This window comes from Variovorax paradoxus NBRC 15149, from assembly GCF_001591365.1.
Lineage (GTDB): Bacteria > Pseudomonadota > Gammaproteobacteria > Burkholderiales > Burkholderiaceae_C > Variovorax > Variovorax paradoxus.
The window spans coordinates 312,307-332,149 of the sequence record NZ_BCUT01000001.1 but is presented as its reverse complement, the minus strand read 5'-3'; the positions used below and the strand labels follow the sequence as shown (position 1 = coordinate 332,149).

The 19,843-nt window shown below is 65.3% G+C and carries 16 protein-coding genes; 12 read left to right on the top strand and 4 right to left on the bottom strand.

Going from position 1 to position 19,843, the window contains the following annotated elements; all coding sequences use genetic code 11:
* Window positions 1–5: 5 nt before the first annotated feature.
* On the bottom strand, window positions 6–590 hold the full coding sequence (locus tag VPA02S_RS01560) for a C40 family peptidase (RefSeq protein ID WP_012747285.1): 585 nt from the start codon (window positions 588–590) through the stop codon (window positions 6–8).
* A 241-nt stretch (window positions 591–831) separates the two neighbouring features.
* Here VPA02S_RS01560 and VPA02S_RS01555 point away from each other — a divergent pair, with 241 nt between their 5' ends.
* Complete coding sequence (locus tag VPA02S_RS01555; RefSeq protein ID WP_062361650.1) at window positions 832–1,965, top strand: PQQ-dependent sugar dehydrogenase; 1,134 nt, start codon at window positions 832–834, stop codon at window positions 1,963–1,965.
* A gap of 16 nt (window positions 1,966–1,981) precedes the next feature.
* Here VPA02S_RS01555 and VPA02S_RS01550 read toward each other — a convergent pair whose 3' ends face one another.
* A complete protein-coding gene (locus tag VPA02S_RS01550) occupies window positions 1,982–2,779 on the bottom strand; it encodes an alpha/beta fold hydrolase (RefSeq protein WP_062361647.1) in 798 nt (265 codons plus the stop codon).
* Window positions 2,780–2,862: 83 nt separating this feature from the next.
* Here VPA02S_RS01550 and VPA02S_RS01545 point away from each other — a divergent pair, with 83 nt between their 5' ends.
* Window positions 2,863–3,465, top strand: coding sequence for an isochorismatase family protein (locus VPA02S_RS01545; protein ID WP_062361644.1), 603 nt, complete (start codon window positions 2,863–2,865; stop codon window positions 3,463–3,465).
* Window positions 3,466–3,859: 394 nt separating this feature from the next.
* Here VPA02S_RS01545 and VPA02S_RS01540 read toward each other — a convergent pair whose 3' ends face one another.
* Window positions 3,860–4,171: a LysR substrate-binding domain-containing protein gene (locus VPA02S_RS01540; protein WP_244883324.1), complete on the bottom strand. Its 312-nt coding sequence runs from the start codon at window positions 4,169–4,171 to the stop codon at window positions 3,860–3,862.
* Between the two features lie 203 nt (window positions 4,172–4,374).
* On the opposite strand from VPA02S_RS01540, the gene VPA02S_RS31630 reads away from it, so the two are divergent.
* Both VPA02S_RS31630 and VPA02S_RS01525 read left to right on the top strand, forming a co-directional pair.
* Window positions 4,375–4,713 (top strand): hypothetical protein, encoded by a 339-nt coding sequence (locus VPA02S_RS31630; protein WP_155247779.1) that lies wholly within the window; start codon window positions 4,375–4,377, stop codon window positions 4,711–4,713.
* Between the two features lie 15 nt (window positions 4,714–4,728).
* Window positions 4,729–5,253 carry a hypothetical protein gene (locus VPA02S_RS01525; protein ID WP_155247778.1) on the top strand — a complete coding sequence of 175 codons (525 nt, stop codon included), beginning with the start codon at window positions 4,729–4,731 and terminating at the stop codon, window positions 5,251–5,253.
* A 236-nt stretch (window positions 5,254–5,489) separates the two neighbouring features.
* Here the strand turns inward: VPA02S_RS01525 and VPA02S_RS01520 are convergent, their stop codons facing one another.
* Window positions 5,490–6,371: a LysR substrate-binding domain-containing protein gene (locus tag VPA02S_RS01520; RefSeq protein WP_018902803.1), complete on the bottom strand. Its 882-nt coding sequence runs from the start codon at window positions 6,369–6,371 to the stop codon at window positions 5,490–5,492.
* A gap of 288 nt (window positions 6,372–6,659) precedes the next feature.
* Between VPA02S_RS01520 and psrA the strand changes: the two genes are divergently transcribed.
* The 8 genes from psrA to lpdA all read left to right on the top strand — a co-directional run bounded on the left by psrA (window position 6,660) and on the right by lpdA (window position 19,842).
* The gene (gene psrA / locus VPA02S_RS01515) at window positions 6,660–7,763 is read left to right on the top strand and encodes an iron-containing alcohol dehydrogenase PsrA (protein ID WP_018902802.1); all 1,104 of its coding nucleotides are present in this window, start codon (window positions 6,660–6,662) and stop codon (window positions 7,761–7,763) included.
* A 114-nt stretch (window positions 7,764–7,877) separates the two neighbouring features.
* Window positions 7,878–9,194, top strand: a complete 1,317-nt coding sequence (locus VPA02S_RS01510) for an MFS transporter (RefSeq protein ID WP_018902801.1) — start codon at window positions 7,878–7,880, stop codon at window positions 9,192–9,194.
* Window positions 9,195–9,244: 50 nt separating this feature from the next.
* On the top strand, window positions 9,245–10,471 hold the full coding sequence (phnA, locus tag VPA02S_RS01505) for a phosphonoacetate hydrolase (RefSeq protein WP_062361637.1): 1,227 nt from the start codon (window positions 9,245–9,247) through the stop codon (window positions 10,469–10,471).
* 30 nt (window positions 10,472–10,501) lie between these two features.
* Complete coding sequence (gene phnY, locus VPA02S_RS01500) at window positions 10,502–11,950, top strand: phosphonoacetaldehyde dehydrogenase (protein ID WP_062361633.1); 1,449 nt, start codon at window positions 10,502–10,504, stop codon at window positions 11,948–11,950.
* Between the two features lie 110 nt (window positions 11,951–12,060).
* Window positions 12,061–14,028 (top strand): propionate--CoA ligase, encoded by a 1,968-nt coding sequence (locus VPA02S_RS01495; protein WP_259347636.1) that lies wholly within the window; start codon window positions 12,061–12,063, stop codon window positions 14,026–14,028.
* A gap of 177 nt (window positions 14,029–14,205) precedes the next feature.
* Window positions 14,206–17,082 (top strand): 2-oxoglutarate dehydrogenase E1 component, encoded by a 2,877-nt coding sequence (locus VPA02S_RS01490; protein ID WP_062361628.1) that lies wholly within the window; start codon window positions 14,206–14,208, stop codon window positions 17,080–17,082.
* A 55-nt stretch (window positions 17,083–17,137) separates the two neighbouring features.
* A complete protein-coding gene (odhB, locus tag VPA02S_RS01485) occupies window positions 17,138–18,397 on the top strand; it encodes a 2-oxoglutarate dehydrogenase complex dihydrolipoyllysine-residue succinyltransferase (RefSeq protein ID WP_012747291.1) in 1,260 nt (419 codons plus the stop codon).
* A 14-nt stretch (window positions 18,398–18,411) separates the two neighbouring features.
* Window positions 18,412–19,842 (top strand): dihydrolipoyl dehydrogenase, encoded by a 1,431-nt coding sequence (lpdA, locus tag VPA02S_RS01480; protein ID WP_062361626.1) that lies wholly within the window; start codon window positions 18,412–18,414, stop codon window positions 19,840–19,842.
* Window position 19,843 lies beyond the last annotated feature (1 nt).

The window sequence follows — 19,843 nt, the reverse complement described above, 5'->3', positions numbered from 1 at the left end:
CGGGCTCAGTTGCCGGTGTGGGTTGCAGCAGTTGCCGCGGCCTTGATCTCGTCGTTCTGGGCACCGCCGAGCACGCGGCGTGCGCCGTCGAAGCGGCGGCTCCAGTAGCTGCCGTTCATGTCTTCCACACGCACCTGGGCGCCGGTGCGCGGCGAGTGGATGAACTTGCCTTCGCCCACATAGATGCCGACATGGCTGAAGGCGCGGCGCATGGTGTTGAAGAAGACGAGGTCGCCGGGCTTGAGCTGGCTGGGATCGATCTTCTCGGTGGCGGCGGCCTGTTCTTCGGCGCGGCGCGGGAGCACGTGGCCGAGCGTCTGGTTGTACATCGCGCGAACGAAGCCGCTGCAGTCGAAACCGGATTCGGCCGAATTGCCGCCGCGGCGATAGGGAACACCGAGGAAGCCGATGGCGGTCACCACCAGGTCGGAGGTTCGTTCAGCGACGGTTTGGCGAACCTGCCTGAGTTGGCCGATGATGCCCTTGTCGGCCAGCAACCGGGCCAGTTCGTCGTCGGTTCGATCCTGTTGGGGGGCGGCTTGGACTGCGACGGCAAACAGGAGGGACGCGGGTAGGACAAAAAAACGCATGGCGCGTAGGATATTGATGACGCCCGGTTATGTCAACCTCATCCGAATTGGTGAATGTATCTTCAAGTCTTTGATTTGTTTGATTTTTTTTGATTCGACCGAAGAAAAAATGTAACGGCTGATCTTTATGAACCATAAGCGATTGGCCGAAAGCGAACTTTTGTACTCGCATTGAAGAGGCAAACAGCCTGGATTCGGCCCGCATTTCGCGTCAAGATCGCGCCAACTACCCGGAAAAGACATGAACCTGCGAATTCAGGAAGCTGGGCGCCTCCTAGGAAGGGCGGCCATTGTGGCGGGCTTGGCCGTCTGGGGTGCCGCCATGGCGCAGATACGGCCGGAAACCATTTCGACCGGCCTCGAGAACCCATGGGGGGTGGCTTTTCTGCCGGGCGGCCGTTTCGTGGTCACGGAGCGGGCCGGGCGGTTGCGGCTGATCGCTGCGGACGGCAAGATCGGCGCGCCCATCACTGGCCTGCCCCCCATCGCGGCCGGCGGCCAGGGCGGCTTGCTCGACGTGCTGGCCGATTCGGGCTTCGACAAGAACCGCACGCTGTATTTCTGCTTCTCGGAACCCGCAGCCGGTGGTGGTTCGGGCAACGGCACGGCATTGGCCAGCACGCAGCTTTCGGCCGACGGCACGCGGCTGGAGAACCTCAAAATCATCTTCAGCCAGCAGCCCAAGGTGGCCAGCCGCAACCATTTCGGCTGCCGCATCGTCGAGGCGCGCGACGGCACGCTGTTTCTCACGCTGGGCGACCGGTTCAGCCGCAAGGAAGATGCGCAGAAGCTCGACAACCACCTGGGCAAGGTGGTGCGCATCGCCAAGGACGGATCGGCGCCCAAGGACAACCCCTTCGTCGGCCGGGCGGGTGCGCTGCCCGAGATCTGGAGCTATGGCCACCGCAACGGGCAGGGCGCGACGCTCGCGCCCGATGGCCGCTTCTGGATGACCGAGCACGGCCCGCAGGGCGGCGACGAGATCAACATCCCGCAGGCCGGCCGCAACTACGGCTGGCCGGTGATCACCTATGGCGAGAACTACGGCGGCGGAAAAATCGGCGAGGGCATCACCGAAAGGGACGGCATGGAACAGCCGCTGCACTACTGGGTGCCGTCGATCGCGCCCTCGGGCATGGCTTTTCTCACCAGCGACCGCTACGGCGCGGCATGGAAGGGCAACCTGTTCGTGGGTTCGCTCAAGTTCGGCTATCTCGACCGCATCGAGCTGAAGGACGGCAAGGTGGCGGCCGAGCACAAGCTGCTGGCCGACGACCGGGCCCGCATTCGCGATGTGAAGCAAGGGCCGGACGGCCTGCTCTACGTGCTGACCGACGAATCCGACGGCAAGCTGCTGCGCCTGCGTCCGAATTGAGGCCCGCCTTCTGCCTTCAGCCGGGGCAGCCCGGCAGCGGCAATGTCGGCAGCATGCGGCGCCAGAGCCGCGTCCACTCGGGCCAGTCGTGGCCGCCTTCGGTCGTGAAGACACGGCTGGCGGGCAGCGCGGCCGCCAGCAGCCGATGGCTGAAGGCAAAGCGGTCGTCGACGCCATAGCCCAGGTAGAGCGGCGGCCGCGCGCCGAAGGTGGCGGTGGCGCCGACGTAGCCGCGCAGCCACTGCCACAGCTGGGTTTCGTTCGGTATTCGCGGGTCGCTGCCCGGCGGATCGCCCAGCGGGCCGGTCCAGCGGGCGAGGCCGCCGGCATTGGCGATGTCGGCGCCGAGCGCGCGTTCCCCGAGATAGGGCGCAATGGCCACGAGGCCCGCAAGCTCGCCGGGATGGGTCTGCGCGTAGAGCAGTCCACCGAAGCCGCCGACCGAGATGCCGACGATCCAGATGGCCTTGTAGCCCTGGCCGCGCGCCGGCGCGATCACGTCCTGGTGCAGGCGCTCGAGGATGGTCCTGGCGTTGTAGTAGCCCAGGTGGGCGTCGACCCGCATCACGTCCACCGCGAGCCTGTTGTCGTTCAGCGCCTTGACGAAGCCTTCGCGCTCGAATTCGTCGGGGTGCGAGTACGCGCCGGGCAGCATCACGATCAGCGTGTCGGCATTCGGCGTGCAGCTGCTCTTCTCGAGCGTGCGGTCCAGCGGCGCCTTGGCGGTGCGCAGGCCGCCGCATCCGGTCACCACCAGCGCCGCGCCAAGGGCCAGAATCGGCAAATGGCGCCGGGCCGAAAAGAAGATCCGCATCCGCCCGGAGTCTAGAGAGATACGCGCCGTTTCGGTGGTACGGTCTGGCCCCATCAATTCCATCTGAATGAAAGAACCGGTTCATGCTGCTCGATGCCTCGCTTTCCCAACTCGTCCTGGTCGACTACCAGGCGCGGCTGATGCCGTCGATCTTCGAGGGCGAAGCGGTCGCACAGAACGCGGTGCGGCTCGGCAAGATGGCCCAGTTGTTCCAGGTACCGGTGTGGGGTACCGAGCACAACCCCTCCAAGCTCGGCGAGAACATGCCCGAGATCCGCGCGCTGTGCCAGCGCACCCTGTCGAAGATGCACTTCAGCGGCGTGGAAGAGGGCCTCGGCGAATGGCTGCGCGTGCCGGCGAAGGCGCCGCAGGGCAATGCCCGCAGCCTGCCCAAGCACCTGCAGAAGCCCGCGGCGGCTGCCGAAGAGCGCAATTCCATCGTGATCGCCGGCTGCGAAGCCCACGTCTGCCTGCTGCAGACCGCGCTCGACCTGCTGGAGGACGAGTTCGAGGTCTGGGTCGTCACCGACGCCTGCAGCTCGCGCACCGAGCGCAACCGCGACGCCGCCTTCGACCGGCTGGCCGGCGCCGGGGCCGAGCTCGTGACCACCGAGATGGTCGGCTTCGAATGGCTGCGCACCGCGGAGCACCCCGCGTTTTCCGAGCTGCTCGCCCTGGTCCGATAGCCGGATCCTGTGGCGATGGCAGGGCGCGTCCGGATGGTCACGCGAAATGGCGAAACGACGGATTTCCGGCAGCTTTGCGCACCCCTGTCGGAATAGAGCGTAGAAATTTCTATTCGGACGGCGCTATGTTGGATTTGGCTGCGCGAGCGGAGCGACCAGTTGCCGCATGAGCGGCACTGACGCGATCAGGGAGACTGGACAGAGATCGGTGGAGTCCGTCTGACTATCTTGCGAACAGGATTAGGGAATCGCCTCATCCCGCTTGGCTGTGCAACGGGTCTTGGTTAGGGATACTGTGCCGCGCACTCAAGCAGCCCCTTCAGGAACTCGAGCAAATGCTTGGGCTTGTCGGAGTCCAGCGGCAAGAGCGCGAAATAGGTGTCGCCGGGAATCTCTATGTCGGGAAAGACGCGCGCGATGCGGCCAGTCGCTCGTCCGATGACAACGTGGAAAAGGTGCCGATGCCCATGCCCACGCCGTCCACCACCGCCTGTAACGTGACGAAGAAGTGGTCGAAGCGCAACTGCCGCAGGGGGCGCAGGTCACCACATCCGGCCGCGCCCAGCCATGCTTCCCAGTCGCCCGGACGGGTCTCGGTGGAAAGAAGGACGGTCTTCAGCAGCTCGACCGGTCGCCGGGGCTTGTCCTTCGCGAGTAGCGTCGGGCTGGCGATGACGGTGCTCGATTCCGCAAACAGGGGCATCACCTCGAATTGGCTCTGGTCGCCCGGGGCGCGCCGGATGGACAGGTCGAAACCGCCCTGGACATCGGGTCGCTGCTCAAGGCCGTGGACACCCGCACCTCGGTGCCGGGCTTGCGCTCGCGAAACTCGGCGAGACGCGGCGCGGACATCGGCACCAGCCTGGTCGCACTCGCGCTGTCGCTCGACCTGTCGTGGCTGTCGCCGCTTTGCATACTGGTGGGCGTGGTCATGACGGTGGCCGGCGCCAGGGCGAACTGGGCCGCATCTTCGTGGGCCTGGGACTCGTTATGCTGGCGCTCAAGCTGGTGCGCGCCTCGACGATGGAGCTCACGCACATGAGCGCGCTGCAAGGCCTGCTCGCCGGCTTGGGCTGCGACGTGACGCTGGCCGTCACGGTCGGTGCCGCGTTGACGCTGCCGGCCTATTCAAGCCTTGCCGTCGTGCTGCTCACCGCCGTGCTCGCGACCGCCGACCTCCTGCCGGCAAGCGCCGCACTGGGCCTGGTGCTTGTGCCAATGTGGGTAGCGGACTGCTGGGTGTTCTGACCACGGCGTCCAGCGATGCCTGCCTTCTCCCACCGCGCCGCAGGAAGGCGCCCGCACGCCGCACCTCGCCGCCACCGCGCTGTCGACGCCGCACCCGGCGCTTTCGTGCGCGGTCAGGGGGCGGTGTACCAGGCCGATGTGGTGGAGACCATGCTGCGTGGCATCCCAGCGGCGCTGCAGGATAACGACCTCGGCCTGCGGCGGCGCGGAGAAATCCTGGCGTTCGCGATCAATATGGAGCAGGTGGCCGACATCGCAGAACGCGTTCTGCTGGATGTCGAGGAGCGCAAGATCCGACCAGGACGGCGCATGTCCGCCGCTGGCCCCACCGAGATAAGCGAACTGCATGCGAGGCTGATGCCCACCCTGAGCTTGAGCCGGGCGTATTCCCTGGCCGGCAGCAACGCGACGCGCGCGAACTGGTTGATGAGGAAGGCCGCTTCCGGGAACTCGAGCGAACTTTCGCGAACACGCACTTGCTGCCTTACGCGGAGAACACACGTGAAAGCGTGGACAGGAGCGGGCTCCATCTGGACCTGATCAGCGAACTCCAGCGTCCACTCACACCTGTGCGCAATCGGCTATGCCGTACTGAAAGAGAGGGACGCACAGTTCGGCCTCGCCCTGGGCTCCCTGGAGCCATAAATTAAAAGACTTCGAGGTCGGTGAATATTTATTGGAGCGAATCTGGACGGCTGAGCCGATAGCTGTGCGCACGCACTGGTCCGGGAACTCGCTGCTGTATCGACGCAGCCTTTCCTAGACCTCGAACTCGACTATTCAGCGCTTCTCCGTTGGAGTGCCGCCGTAAACAAGGAGCTGATTAACGGCTTATCCCTTCGCACCGAAAGACAGCATAGCGAGTAGCTGATCGACAGCTCCTCGTCATCGATCAGGACCGCCGCGAGTCCGGGCAAGGGAATGAATTCGACCTGTGTCACGAAGCCAATGCCCATGCCGTTGGCTACCGCGTGCAGGATGGCCTCCCGGCTGTTGATTTCCATGACGCAGTGCATGAGCACGTTGTTCTGCCGGCATGCGCGCTCGACGCGCTGGCGGGTCTTCGAGCCGGGCTCTCGAAGGATGACCATTTCGCCTTCGATATCTTGCGTGGCGATTGACGCACGCCGCGTCCATGGATGTTCCGCGGGAACCACTGCAATGATTCGCTCGTTCCGGAAGGGAACACTATGCAAGCCTTTGATGGGCGGCGGCTCGACCACGATGCCGGCATCGATGTCGAAGTCCTGGAGCCCGCGCAGGGTCGATTCTTCCGACCCGATGGAAATCGTCAGCTCAAGTGATGCATGCGCGCGCTTGAAGTTGCGGGCCAGCTCCAGCGCGATCGGCGGGGACACCGCACCGACGCGCACCAGCCCGGCTTCGAGCTTGTGCGCGTTCTGCAGGAACTGGACGGCTTCTTCTTCCTGGCCGAAGAGGCCCTGGGTGATGCCATAGAGCCGCTCGCCGGTCGCAGTCAGCCGCACGGTGCGCCCGCCGCGAACGAACAGCTCCACGTTGAAGCGCTCTTCCAGCGCCTTGACCTGATCGGTCACCGTGGGCTGGCCGATGTGCAGGTAGTGCGCCGCCGAAGTGAAGCCGCCCGTCTTGGCGACGGCGTGAAAGCATCGGATCCACTTGTAGTACTGGTGAAACATGGGCGAGTCTCGAACGAAAGGCGGTGGCGCGTGACCGCACGGAGCCTCTCACATCCGGGCGCGGCGCGGCATGAGCGCTTTCCCCGGGTAACCCGTGAATCATTCCGCCCGCGCGTGAACATGAGGGCGAATGCGATCTATCGGTTTCCGACCATGCCGGCGTCGGAAATGCGATTGGACGGTACACCGGCCGGCCTTGACACTTGCATCCACCCAAGAGAGAGAACGCGCGGTACAGCGCGATGCAAGGACAAACAAGCAAACAAACAACCACGCGAGACAAACCTCATGCCCCAAGCTTTTCACAACCCTGTTTCCATCCATTGCGGACGGGGAAGCCTCGAGCAGCTGCCGTCGATCCTGGCCGGCCGCCGTATCGCCGTCGTCACCTTTCCCGAGGCCCGGGCGCTGGGCCTTGTCGCTCGCCTCGAAGCGCTCCTTGGAGACGCACTGGTGACGGTGATCGACGACGTGTGCCCCAACCCCGATGTCGCGCATCTGTCGGCGCTCTACAACCGCTTCTGGCAGGAAGATGCCCAGAGCCACGCCCGGTGCGACGCCGTCGTCGCGGTGGGCGGCGGTAGCGCCATCGACACCGCCAAGGCCTTGGTAGTGGGCACGGCCAGCGGACAGTTCGATGAACTCGTCGGCCTGCTCGCTACAGGAAAGCCCTTTGCCCCCGCCCGCGTCAAGCCGCTGATCGCGGTGCCGACGACCGCGGGCACGGGCAGCGAGGTGACGCCGTGGGCCACCATTTGGGACACCGCCAACCAGAAGAAGTATTCGCTGCATCTGGATGCCACCTGGCCCGAAGCGGCCATCGTCGACCCCGAACTGATGTTGTCGGTGCCCGCGGCAGTCACGGTGTCGACGGGGCTCGATGCACTTTCCCATGCGCTGGAGTCGGTGTGGAACGTGAACGCGAATCCCATCTCCGACACTTTCGCGGTGTCCGCGGTGCAGGACATCTTCGAGTGCCTGCCGGCCCTGATGGCCGACCTGGGCAGCATCGATCTGCGCGAGCGCATGTCGCTCGCCGCGCTCAAGGCGGGCATGGCGTTCTCCAACACGAAGACGGCGCTGGCCCATTCGATCTCGTACGAGATGACGCTGCGCCACGGATTGCCGCATGGCATTGCGTGCTCCTTCACCCTGCCGCTGGTTCTCGAGAAGGCCTGGGCCCGGTCGCCCGACCGCGACCGCACTCTGCAGCAACTGTTTGGCCCGGACCAGTCGACCGGAACGCGACGCTTGCGTGATTTTCTGCAAGGCCTTGGTGTGAAGACCGAGTTCGCCGACTACGGGGTGGCGGACGGCGAAGCGGCGGCCATGATCGCGCGTGCCATGGACGGTGCGCGCGGCAAGAATTTCATCGGAGCGGTGCACGCCTAGATGACTGGAGTGCCGGGCGCAGTCGGTATGCGGCCGGCCGAGACTTGAAAAACAGATGCCGGCCTTCGAGCCGGTCCCACGGGCCCCACGCCCGTCAAGAAATGGAGACAAACCATGCAAGCGGTCAACCAAACCCTGCCGGCGGGCACCTACGTATCACCTCTCGAAAACTCGTTCAGGAAGGCGCAGTGGCGGATGCTGCTGGCCGCCATGTTCTGCTACTTTTTCTTCTACACGGGGCGGCAGACTTTCGGCTTCGCCATTCCGGGCATCCAGAAGGAATTCGGCCTCTCGAAGGAGTTCCTCGGGTGGGCCTCGACGAGCCTTCTCTGGTGCTATGCCATCGGGCAAGCCATCAACGGCAACCTCGGCGACAAGTTCGGCGGCCGTCGGGTCATGACAGCCGGCGCCATTCTTTCGTGCGCGGCCAACTGGGTGGTGAGCTTCGCTGTCGGGTTCAAGTCGCTGGCGATCCCGTGGGGCATCAACGGCTATTTCCAGGCCTTGGGCTGGGCACCCGGAAGTCGCCTGCTGTCGAACTGGTGGGGCTCGGAAGAGCGCGGAAAAGTCTACGGCTTCTATGTCTTTGCCGCGGGCTGTGCGTCGGTGCTGTCCTTTGTGACTTCCATCCTGGTGGTGAACGTGTTTCACCTCGACTGGCGCTGGATCTTCCGCCTCCCCGTGCTGCTGATGCTGGTGGGTGGCATCACCTTCTATCTGATCGCTCGCGAACGTCCGGAGGATCTTGGCTTCAAGTCGCCCGAGACCGGCGTTGCCGACGAGAAGGATGCGAAAGACGCGAAGCTCGTTCATGCCGGACATGAGCCCGAAGAAAGCTCGTGGTCGCGCTACAAGGCCGTTCTCGGCAACCCCAGGCTGATGATCGCAGCGCTGGCGATCGGCTTCCAGAATGCCGCACGCTATGGGCTGATCGTCTGGGTGCCGGTGCACTTCCTCGGCAAGGACTGGGCAAAGGCCGCCGACGGCATGATCGACCCGGCCTGGATCTCCGTCGCGCTGCCGGTTGGCATGGCCTTCGGCGCGCTCACCAATGGCTGGATCTCCGACAAGGTCTTCGGATCGAAGCGCTACAAGGCCATCGTGCTGTACATGCTGCTCGGCGCGGTCGCCTCGATGGGCATGTACCTGCTGCCCACCAGCATCCTGGGCCTGGCGCTGCTTTTCCTTGCGGGCTTCTTCGTCTACGGACCGGCCTCGTCGTTCTGGGCCCTGTGTCCCGACCTTGTCGGCGCAAAGCGTGCGGGAACGGCCACCGGTGTCATGAACTTCTTTTCGTACCTGCTGGCCGGTCTGGGCGAACCGCTGATTGGCCGGATGCTGGACCACTCGGGCAACACCTCGCTGGTGTTTCCGATCGTTGCGGCCAGCTGCCTGATCAGTGCGTTCATTGCCGTGTTCATCCGTCGCTGAGTCCGTGTCCCGGGCTGTCACACATCAACAAACCAAGGAGTACCCACTTAATGAAAATCGATTCGCTTGAAGTCAATAGTCGCAGCTACCGCTGGATGGTGCGACCCGTCGTGGTCGTCTGTGTGGACGGCTGCGAGCCGGCGTACCTTGACGCAGCCGTGGCGGCCGGCGTGGCCCCGTACCTGGGCCGCATCATGAAGTCGGGCGCCAGCCTGCTCGCCGACTGCGTCGTGCCGTCCTTCACCAACCCCAACAACCTGTCGATCGTCACCGGCGTGCCGCCCGCGGTGCACGGAATCTGCGGCAACTACTTCTTCGACCGCGAGCTGGGCCAGGAAGTGATGATGAACGACCCCAAGTACCTGCGTGCCGGCACCGTGCTGGCTGCGTTCGCCAATGCGGGCGCCAAGCTCGCCGTGGTCACCGCCAAGGACAAGCTGCGCAAGCTGCTGGGCCACCAGATGAAGGGCATCTGCTTCTCGTCAGAGAAGTCGGACCAGGTGACGATGGAAGAGAACGGCATCGACAACGTGCTCGACATGGTCGGTATGCCGGTGCCTTCGGTGTACAGCGCCGAGTTGTCGGAGTTCGTGTTCGCCGCCGGCGTCAAGCTCATGGAGTCGCGCCGTCCCGACCTCATGTACCTGTCGACCACCGACTACGTGCAGCACAAGGCCGCTCCAGGCAGCCCGCAGGCCAACGCCTTCTACGCGATGATGGACCGCTATCTCGCCCAGCTCGACGCGCTGGGCGCCACCATCGTCCTCACGGCCGACCACGGCATGAACGACAAGCACGGCGCCGACGGCTCGCCCAACGTCATCTACCTGCAGGACGTGCTCGACGGCTGGTTCGGCGCCGAAGAAGCCCGCGTGATCCTGCCGATCACCGATCCGTACGTGGTGCACCACGGTGCGCTCGGCTCCTTCGCCACGGTGTACGCCCCCAACGAGGCCAGCGTGCCGGGCTGGATCGACCGCATCAAGGGCATCCCGGGCATGGAACTCGTGCTCTCGCGTGCCGAGGCCGCGAAGCGCTTCGAGCTGCCGCCGGACCGCATCGGCGACATCGTGGTGGTCAGCGAGCAGAGCACGGTCATCGGCACCTCGGCCAGCCGCCATGACCTGTCGGCACTCGAGGTTCCGCTGCGCTCGCACGGCGGTGTGTCGGAGCAGCGCGTGCCGCTGATCTGCAACCGCCCGGTCGCCGGCATCGCCCCCGGCCGGCGCCTGCGCAACTTCGATGCGCTCGATATCGCGCTGAACCACGCCCAGTAACCCCCGACCAGACGTCCCCGGAGCACTCCCATGAGCCAAGCCACCCTGAAGCCAGGCACCGTTCACCGCGAGGCCTTGCGCATCGCCGGAGAAAAAGTCCATCGCGACCGCACGATCGAGGTGACCTACCCCTACACCGGCGAAGTGATCGCCACCGTGCCCAAGGCCACGCTGGACGACGTGCGCCAGGCCCTGCGCATCGCGCGCGACTACAAGCCCACGCTCACGCGCTACGAGCGCTACAAGATCCTGATGCGCGCGGGCGAGCTCATCGCCGCGCGCCTGGACGAGATATCGCGTGTGATCACGATGGAGTCGGGCCTGTGCCGCAAGGACTCGCTGTACGAAGTGGGGCGCGCCTCCGACGTGCTGCTGTTCGCGGCCAACCAGGCGCTGGTGGACGACGGCCAGGTGTTCTCCTGCGACCTCACGCACCACGGCAAGAGCCGCAAGGTCTACACCCTGCGGGAACCCCTGCTGGGCGCCATCACCGCCATCACGCCGTTCAACCATCCGCTGAACCAGGTGATCCACAAGGTGGCGCCGGCCATTGCCACCAACAACCGCATCGTGCTCAAGCCCAGCGAGAAGACGCCGCTGGCGGCCTTCCTGCTGGCCGACATCCTGTACGAAGCGGGACTGCCGCCGCAGATGCTGTCGGTCATCACCGGCGACCCGAAGGAGATCGCCGACGAACTGCTGACCAACGCGGATGTCGACCTTGTCACCTTCACCGGCGGCGTGCCCATCGGCAAGTACATCGCCGGCAAGGCCGCCTACAAGCGCCAGATCCTGGAGCTGGGCGGCAACGACCCGATCATCGTGATGGAAGACGCCGACATCGAGGAGGCGGCCACGCTTGCAGCCAGCGGGTCGTACAAGAACTCGGGCCAGCGCTGCACGGCCGTCAAGCGCATGCTGGTGCACGAGGCGGTCGCCGACCAGTTCGTCGAGTTGCTGGTAGCGAAGACCAAAGCGCTGAAGTACGGCGACCCGATGGACCCCGCCACCGACATGGGCACCGTCATCGACGAGGCGGCGGCCAAGCAGTTCGAGGCGGTGGTCAACGAGGCCATCGCGGCCGGCGCCAAGCTGCTGTACGGCAACGAACGCCAAGGCGCGCTGTACTCGCCGACGGTGCTGGACCATGTGGACCCCGAGATGACGGTGGCCAAGCAGGAGACCTTCGGGCCGGTGTCGCCGGTGATCCGCTTCAAGAACATCGAGGAGGCGATCCGCATCTCCAACGGCACGGCCTACGGCCTGTCGTCGTCGATCTGCACCAACCGGCTGGACTACATCACGCGCTTCATCCGCGAGCTGAACGTGGGCAGCGTCAATGTGCGTGAGGTGCCGGGCTACCGGCTGGAGCTGACGCCTTTCGGCGGCATCAAGGACTCGGGCCTGGGCTATAAGGAAGGCGTGCTGGAGGCCATGAAAAGTTTCACCAACTGCAAGACCTACTCGCTGCCGTGGTAACGCCGGCTCGCCCCAGTTGAATGGTCCGGCCGGCGCGGCCGGATGATATTCGGTGGCATCCAACAGTTCCAGCCGTCAGCTTGCTGCAAGATCAGTCTCCATAATTATGAATTCAGTTTTGGCGATGCCGCCAGGGCCGAACGAATAAACGGAGACATATCCAGATGAGCCGCTACGAAGAGTTCTATCGCCAGTCCGTCGATGCGCCCGAGGCCTTCTGGGCCGAGCAGGCGAAGCTGATCGACTGGCAGGCCCCCGCCAAGCAGATCCTCGACGCCAGCCAGCCGCCTTTTGCGCGCTGGTTCGTGGGCGGCACCACCAACCTGTGCCACAACGCGGTCGACCGGCACCTGGCCGCGCGCGGCGGCCAGCCCGCGCTGATCTTTGTTTCCACCGAAACCGGCGTTGAAAAGAGCTACAGCTTCAGCGAACTGCACGCCGAGGTGCAGCGCACCGCCGCCAGCCTGGTGGAACTGGGCGTGGGGAAGGGCGATCGCGTGCTCATCTACATGCCGATGATTCCCGAGGCCGCCTTCGCGATGCTGGCCTGCGCGCGCATCGGCGCCATCCACTGCGTGGTGTTCGGCGGCTTCGCGAGCGGCTCGCTGGCCACGCGCATCGAGGATGCCGAGCCCAAGGTGGTGGTGAGCGCCGACGCCGGCTCGCGCGGCGGCAAGGTCATTGCGTACAAGCCGCTGCTCGACGAGGCGATCCGGCTGTCGAAGTACAAGCCGGCCGCGGTGCTGCTCACCGACCGCGGCCTCGCGCCCATGGAGCTGACGGCCGGCCGCGACCACCTGGCGGCCGAATTGCGGCAGAAGCACCTCGACGCCGAGGTGCCCTGCACCTGGCTGGCCGCCACCGACATCAGCTACACCATCTACACCAGCGGCACCACCGGCAAGCCCAAGGGCGTGCAGCGCGACGTCGGCGGCTATGCCGTGGCGCTGGCCGCGAGCATGAAGCACATCTTCGACGGCCGCGCCGGCGAAACCTACTTCTCGACCAGCGACATCGGCTGGGTGGTCGGCCACAGCTACATCGTCTACGGCCCGCTGATCGCCGGCATGGCCACCCTCATGTACGAGGGCCTGCCCACGCAAGGCATCGACCGGCAGCCGGACGGCGGCATCTGGTGGCGCCTGGTCGAAAAGTACAAGGTGACGGTGATGTTCAGCGCGCCCACCGCGGTGCGCGTGCTCAAGAAGCAGGACCCGGCGCTGCTGAAGAAATACGACCTGTCGAGCCTGCGCGCGCTGTTCCTGGCGGGCGAGCCGCTCGACGAACCCACCGCGCGCTGGATCAGCGAAGGCCTGGGCGTGCCCATCATCGACAACTACTGGCAGACCGAATCGGGCTGGCCGATGATCACCATTGCCAATGGCGTCGAGGCCAAGCCCAGCAAGTTCGGCAGCCCCGGTGTTCCGATGTACGGCTACCGCATCAAGATCCTGCACGAATCGACCGGCGAGGAATTGACCGCCCCCAATGAAAAGGGCGTGGTTGTGGTCGAAGGCCCGACCCCGCCCGGCTTCATGCAGACCGTATGGAAGGACGACGCGCGCTTCGTCGGCACCTACTGGAAGAGCGTGCCGGGCAAGATGGTCTATTCGACCTTCGACTGGGGCATTCGCGACGAGGACGGCTATTTCTACATCCTCGGGCGCACCGACGACGTGATCAACGTGGCCGGCCACCGCCTGGGCACCCGCGAGATCGAGGAGAGCATCTCGGGCCACGCCAACGTGGCCGAGGTCGCGGTGGTGGGCGTGGCCGATGCGCTCAAGGGCCAGGTGGCAATGGCTTTCGTGGTGCCGAAGGACGGCATCGCCGTGACCGACGCCGACGCGGCGCTGAGGCTCGAAGGCGAGATCATGAAGGTGGTGGCCGACCAGCTCGGCGCCCTGGCGCGGCCTGCCCGGGTGCGCTTCGTCTCGGGCCTGCCCAAAACCCGCAGCGGCAAGCTGCTGCGGCGCGCCATCCAGGCCGTGTGCGAGCAGCGCGATCCGGGCGACCTGACCACCATCGACGACCCCGCCACCCTGCAGCAGATCAGGCAGCTGGTTTCTTCGGCCTGAGTGAGCAAACCGGCCTTGCGAAGCCGCGCCGCGCCGTCATATGTTTGACGTGGCACAATGCGAAGGTACTCAGGCCCTTCCCCAGCCACAGTCGCATCCGCCAACCGGTTCAGCCGTGTCGCGGAAGGTTTCTTAACCAGCTAGTGCTTCCTTCAGGGAAGCGAAGGTCAGCGGATCATGAGCGATTCCTCCAAGCCCACGGCGTATGCCGCGTATCAGGGCAACACGTACCTCTTCGGTGGCAATGCGCCCTATGTCGAAGAGATGTACGAAAACTACCTCTCCAATCCCGGCAGCGTGCCTGACAACTGGCGGTCGTACTTCGACGCCCTGCAGAACGTGCCCGCGGTCGATGGCTCCAACACCCGAGACGTCCCGCACCAGCCGGTGATCAACGCTTTCGCCGAACGCGCGAAGCAGGGCACCACCAAGGTCGTGCAGGCCAGCGGCGCGGATTCGGAGCTCGGCCGCAAGCGCACCGCCGTCCAGCAGCTGATTGCCGCTTACCGCAACGTCGGCGCCCGCTGGGCCGACCTGGACCCCCTCAAGCGCGCCGAGCGCCCGGCCATTCCGGAACTCGAGCCCTCGTTCTACGGCTTCACCGATGCCGACCTCGAGACGGTGTTCAACACCAGCAACACCTTCTTCGGCAAGGAGACCATGTCGCTGCGCGACCTGCTCAATGCCTTGCGCGAAACGTACTGCGGCACCATCGGCGCCGAGTACATGTACACCACCGACCAGAACCACAAGCGCTGGTGGCAGCAGAAGCTCGAAAGCGCCCGCACCAACCCGCAGCTCAATGCGGACCAGAAGAAGCACGTGCTCAACCGCCTGACCGCGGCCGAAGGCCTCGAGCGCTTCCTGCACACCAAGTACGTCGGCCAGAAGCGCTTCTCGCTCGAAGGCGGCGAAAGCTTCATCGTCTCGATGGACGAGCTGATCAACCAGGCGGGCATCAAGGGCGTGCAGGAGATCGTGATCGGCATGGCCCACCGCGGCCGCCTCAACGTGCTGGTCAATTCGCTCGGCAAGATGCCGGCCGACCTGTTCGCCGAGTTCGACCACACCGCGCCTGAAGACCTGCCCAGCGGCGACGTCAAGTACCACCAGGGCTTCAGCTCGGACGTGACCACGCCCGGCGGCCCGGTGCACCTGAGCCTGGCGTTCAACCCCTCGCACCTCGAGATCGTGAACCCCGTGGTCGAAGGCTCGGTGCGCGCCCGCATGGACCGCCGCGCCGACCCGCAGGGCAAGCAGGTGCTGCCCGTGCTGGTGCACGGCGACGCCGCCTTCGCGGGCCAGGGCGTCGTGATGGAAACGCTGGCGCTGGCCGAAACCCGTGGCTACTTCACGGGCGGCACGGTGCACATCGTCATCAACAACCAGATCGGCTTCACCACCAGCGACCCGCGCGACAGCCGCTCGACGCTGTACTGCACGGACATCGTCAAGATGATCGAGGCGCCGGTGCTGCACGTGAACGGCGACGATCCCGAAGCCGTGGTGCTCGCCACCCAGCTCGCCCTTGAATTCCGCATGGAGTTCCAGAAGGACGTGGTGGTCGACATCATCTGCTTCCGCAAGCTGGGCCACAACGAGCAGGACACCCCCTCGCTCACGCAGCCGCTCATGTACAAGAAGATCGCCCAGCACCCCGGCACGCGCAAGCTGTACGCCGACAAGCTGGCGACGCAAGGCCTGGGCGCCACGCTCGGCGACGACATGGTCAAGGCCCAGCGCGCCGCCTTCGACGAAGGCCGCAACACGGTCGACCCGGTGCTCACGAACTTCAAGAGCAAGTACGCCGTCGACTGGAATCCCTACCTCAACAAGAAGTGGACCGACGCCGGCGACACCGCCATTCCGTCCAGCGAGTGGAAGCGCCTGGCCGAGAAGATCACCACGGTGCCGGCCGGCTTCACGGTGCACCCGCTCGTGAAGAAGGTGCTGGACGACCGCGCCGCCATGGGCCGCGGCGACGTCAACGTCGACTGGGGCATGGGCGAGCACATGGCCTTTGCCTCGCTGGTGGCCAGCGGCTACCCGGTGCGCCTGTCGGGCGAAGACTCGGGCCGCGGCACGTTCACGCACCGCCACGCCGTGCTGCACGACCAGAACCGCGAGAAGTTCGACGAAGGCACCTACACGCCGCTGCAGAACGTGGCTGAGAACCAGGCACCGTTCGTCGTCATCGACTCGATCCTGTCGGAAGAAGCGGTGCTCGCGTTCGAATACGGCTACGCCTCGAACGATCCGAACACGCTCGTGATCTGGGAAGCCCAGTTCGGCGACTTCGTGAACGGCGCGCAGGTGGTGATCGACCAGTTCATCGCCTCGGGCGAAGTGAAGTGGGGCCGCGTCAACGGCCTCACGATGATGCTGCCGCACGGCTACGAAGGCCAGGGCCCCGAGCACAGCTCGGCCCGCCTGGAGCGCTTCATGCAGCTGAGCGCCGACACCAACATGCAGGTGGTGCAGCCCACCACGGCCAGCCAGATCTTCCACGTGCTGCGCCGCCAGATGGTGCGCAACCTGCGCAAGCCTTTGATCATCATGACGCCGAAGTCGCTGCTGCGTAACAAGGACGCGACCTCGCCGCTGTCCGAGTTCACCAAGGGCGGCTTCCAGACGGTCATTCCGGACAGCAAGGGCCTGAAGGCCGAGAAGGTCAAGCGCCTGATCGCCTGCTCGGGCAAGGTCTACTACGACCTGGCCAAGAAGCGCGAGGAACAGGGCAGCGACGACGTGGCGATCATCCGCGTCGAGCAGCTCTATCCGTTCCCGCACAAGGCGTTCGCGGCCGAGATCAAGAAGTACCCGAACCTCGCCGACGTGGTGTGGTGCCAGGACGAGCCGCAGAACCAGGGCGCCTGGTTCTTCGTGCAGCACTACATCCACGAGAACATGCAGGAAGGCCAGAAGCTCGGCTACTCCGGCCGTGCCGCTTCGGCATCGCCTGCAGTCGGCTACTCGCACCTGCACCAGGAACAGCAGAAGGCGCTGGTCGATGGCGCATTTGGCAAGCTCAAGGGCTTCGTGCTGACCAAGTAATTCCAAGCCTCTTTTTCACACGAACACCTGAAGAACAAAACGGAGCTCACTCCAAATGTCTATCGTAGAAGTCAAAGTCCCCCAGCTTTCCGAATCCGTGGCCGAAGCCACCATGCTCACCTGGAAGAAGAAGGCCGGCGAAGCCGTCGCCGTCGATGAAATCCTGATCGAGATCGAGACCGACAAGGTCGTGCTCGAGGTGCCCGCGCCCTCGGCTGGCGTGCTGGCCGAGATCGTGCAGCCCGATGGCGCCACCGTGGTGGCCGACCAGCTGATCGCCAAGATCGACACCGAAGGCAAGGCAAGCGCTGCAGCGCCTGCAGCAGCGGCACCCGCCGCCGCGCCGGCCCCGGCAGCTGCGCCCGCAGCGGCTGCGGCCGCCACCGGCGGTTCGAAGTCCGACGTTGCCATGCCCGCCGCCGCCAAGCTGCTGGCCGACAACAACCTGAAGACCAGCGACGTGGCCGGCAGCGGCAAGGACGGCCGCGTCACCAAGGGCGACGTGCTCGGCGCCGTGGCCTCGGGCGCCAAGCCCGCGCCCGCCGTGGCCGCACCGGCTGCCAAGCCGGCGCTGCCGCAAGTCGCCGCGCCTGCGGGTGCGCCCGACCTGGGCGAGCGCCCCGAGCAGCGCGTGCCGATGAGCCGCCTGCGCGCCCGCATCGCCGAGCGCCTGATCCAGTCGCAATCGACCAACGCCATCCTGACGACCTTCAATGAAGTCAACATGGCGCCCGTCATGGAGCTGCGCAAGCGCTTCCAGGACAGCTTTACCAAGGAGCATGGCGTGAAGCTCGGCTTCATGAGCTTCTTCGTGAAGGCCGCGGTGCATGCGCTCAAGAAGTACCCGGTGATCAACGCCTCGGTCGACGGCAACGACATCCTGTACCACGGCTACTTCGACATCGGCATTGCCGTCGGTTCGCCGCGCGGCCTGGTGGTGCCGATCCTGCGCAACGCCGACCAGATGAGCTTTGCCGACATCGAGAAGAAGATCGCCGAATACGGCAAGAAGGCACAGGACGGCAAGCTCGGCATCGAAGAGATGACCGGCGGCACCTTCTCCATCTCGAACGGCGGCACCTTCGGCTCGATGCTCTCGACGCCGATCATCAACCCGCCCCAGTCGGCCATCCTCGGCGTGCACGCCACCAAGGACCGCGCCGTGGTCGAGAACGGCCAGATCGTGGTTCGCCCGATGAACTACCTTGCCATGAGCTACGACCACCGCATCATCGACGGCCGCGAAGCCGTGCTGGGCCTGGTGGCCATGAAGGAAGCGCTCGAAGACCCGTCGCGCCTCCTGTTCGACATCTGAGGAGAAAGAATCAGATGGCCAACAAACAATTCGACGTCATCGTCATCGGCGGCGGCCCCGGCGGCTACATCGCCGCGATCCGCGCAGCGCAGCTGGGCTTCAACGTGGCCTGCATCGACGAGTGGAAGAACAGCAAGGGCGGTCCCGCACCGGGCGGCACCTGCACCAACGTCGGCTGCATTCCGTCGAAGGCGCTGCTGCAATCGTCGGAGCACTTCGACCAGGCCGGCCACCACTTTGCCGACCACGGCATCAAGGTCGAAGGCCTGGGGCTGGACCTCGACAAGATGCTGGCCCGCAAGGACCAGGTCGTGAAGCAGAACAACGACGGCATCCTGTACCTGTTCAAGAAGAACAAGATCACCTTCTTCCATGGCCGCGGCTCGTTCGTGAAGGCGGGCGAAGCCGGCTACGAGATCAAGGTGGCGGGCGCTGCCGAAGAGTCGATCGAGGGCAAGCACATCATCGTGGCCACGGGCTCCAACGCCCGCGCGCTTCCGGGCGCGCCGTTCGACGAGGAGAACATCCTCTCGAACGACGGCGCGCTGCGCATCGGCGCGGTGCCCAAGAAGCTGGGCCTGATCGGCTCGGGCGTCATCGGGCTTGAAATGGGTTCTGTGTGGCGCCGCCTCGGCGCCGAAGTCACGGTGCTCGAAGCGCTGCCGACCTTCCTCGGCGCGGTCGACGAGCAGATCGCCAAGGAAGCCAAGAAGGCCTTCGACAAGCAGAAGCTCAAGATCGAACTCGGCGTGAAGGTCGGCGAGATCAAGTCGTCCAAGAAGGGCGTGAGCGTGGCCTGGACCAACGCCAAGGGCGAAGCCCAGACGCTGGAGGTCGACAAGCTGATCGTCTCGATCGGCCGCGTGCCCAACACCATCGGCCTGAACGCCGAAGCCGTGGGCCTGAAGCTCGACGAGCGCGGCGCCATTGCCGTGGACGACGACTGCAAGACCAGCCTGCCCAACGTCTGGGCCATCGGCGACGTGGTGCGCGGCCCGATGCTCGCGCACAAGGCCGAGGAAGAGGGCGTTGCCGTGGCGGAGCGCATTGCGGGCCAGCACGGCCACGTCAACTTCAACACCGTGCCGTGGGTGATCTACACCAACCCCGAGATCGCGTGGGTCGGCCAGACCGAGCAGCAGCTCAAGGCCGCGGGCCGCGCCTACAAGGCCGGCACCTTCCCGTTCCTCGCGAACGGCCGCGCACGCGCGCTGGGCGACACGACCGGCATGGTCAAGTTCCTGGCCGACGCGGCCACGGACGAGATCCTGGGCGTGCACATCGTGGGCCCGCAGGCCAGCGAGCTGATCTCCGAAGCCGTGGTGGCGATGGAGTTCAAGGCCAGCGCCGAAGACATCGCGCGCATCTGCCATGCGCACCCGTCGCTGTCGGAAGCCACGAAGGAAGCGGCACTTGCCGTGGACAAGCGCACGCTGAACTTCTGAT

Excerpts from the sequence above, each read along its gene's own strand:
- VPA02S_RS01560 (WP_012747285.1), bottom strand. The coding sequence starts at position 590 with ATGCGTTTTTTTGTCCTACCCGCGTCCCTCCTGTTTGCCGTCGCAGTC.
- VPA02S_RS01555 (WP_062361650.1), top strand. The coding sequence starts at position 832 with ATGAACCTGCGAATTCAGGAAGCTGGGCGCCTCCTAGGAAGGGCGGCC.
- VPA02S_RS01550 (WP_062361647.1), bottom strand. The coding sequence starts at position 2,779 with ATGCGGATCTTCTTTTCGGCCCGGCGCCATTTGCCGATTCTGGCCCTT.
- VPA02S_RS01545 (WP_062361644.1), top strand. The coding sequence starts at position 2,863 with ATGCTGCTCGATGCCTCGCTTTCCCAACTCGTCCTGGTCGACTACCAG.
- VPA02S_RS01525 (WP_155247778.1), top strand. The coding sequence starts at position 4,729 with ATGCCTGCCTTCTCCCACCGCGCCGCAGGAAGGCGCCCGCACGCCGCA.
- VPA02S_RS01520 (WP_018902803.1), bottom strand. The coding sequence starts at position 6,371 with ATGTTTCACCAGTACTACAAGTGGATCCGATGCTTTCACGCCGTCGCC.
- psrA (WP_018902802.1), top strand. The coding sequence starts at position 6,660 with ATGCCCCAAGCTTTTCACAACCCTGTTTCCATCCATTGCGGACGGGGA.
- VPA02S_RS01510 (WP_018902801.1), top strand. The coding sequence starts at position 7,878 with ATGCAAGCGGTCAACCAAACCCTGCCGGCGGGCACCTACGTATCACCT.
- phnA (WP_062361637.1), top strand. The coding sequence starts at position 9,245 with ATGAAAATCGATTCGCTTGAAGTCAATAGTCGCAGCTACCGCTGGATG.
- phnY (WP_062361633.1), top strand. The coding sequence starts at position 10,502 with ATGAGCCAAGCCACCCTGAAGCCAGGCACCGTTCACCGCGAGGCCTTG.
- VPA02S_RS01490 (WP_062361628.1), top strand. The coding sequence starts at position 14,206 with ATGAGCGATTCCTCCAAGCCCACGGCGTATGCCGCGTATCAGGGCAAC.
- odhB (WP_012747291.1), top strand. The coding sequence starts at position 17,138 with ATGTCTATCGTAGAAGTCAAAGTCCCCCAGCTTTCCGAATCCGTGGCC.
- lpdA (WP_062361626.1), top strand. The coding sequence starts at position 18,412 with ATGGCCAACAAACAATTCGACGTCATCGTCATCGGCGGCGGCCCCGGC.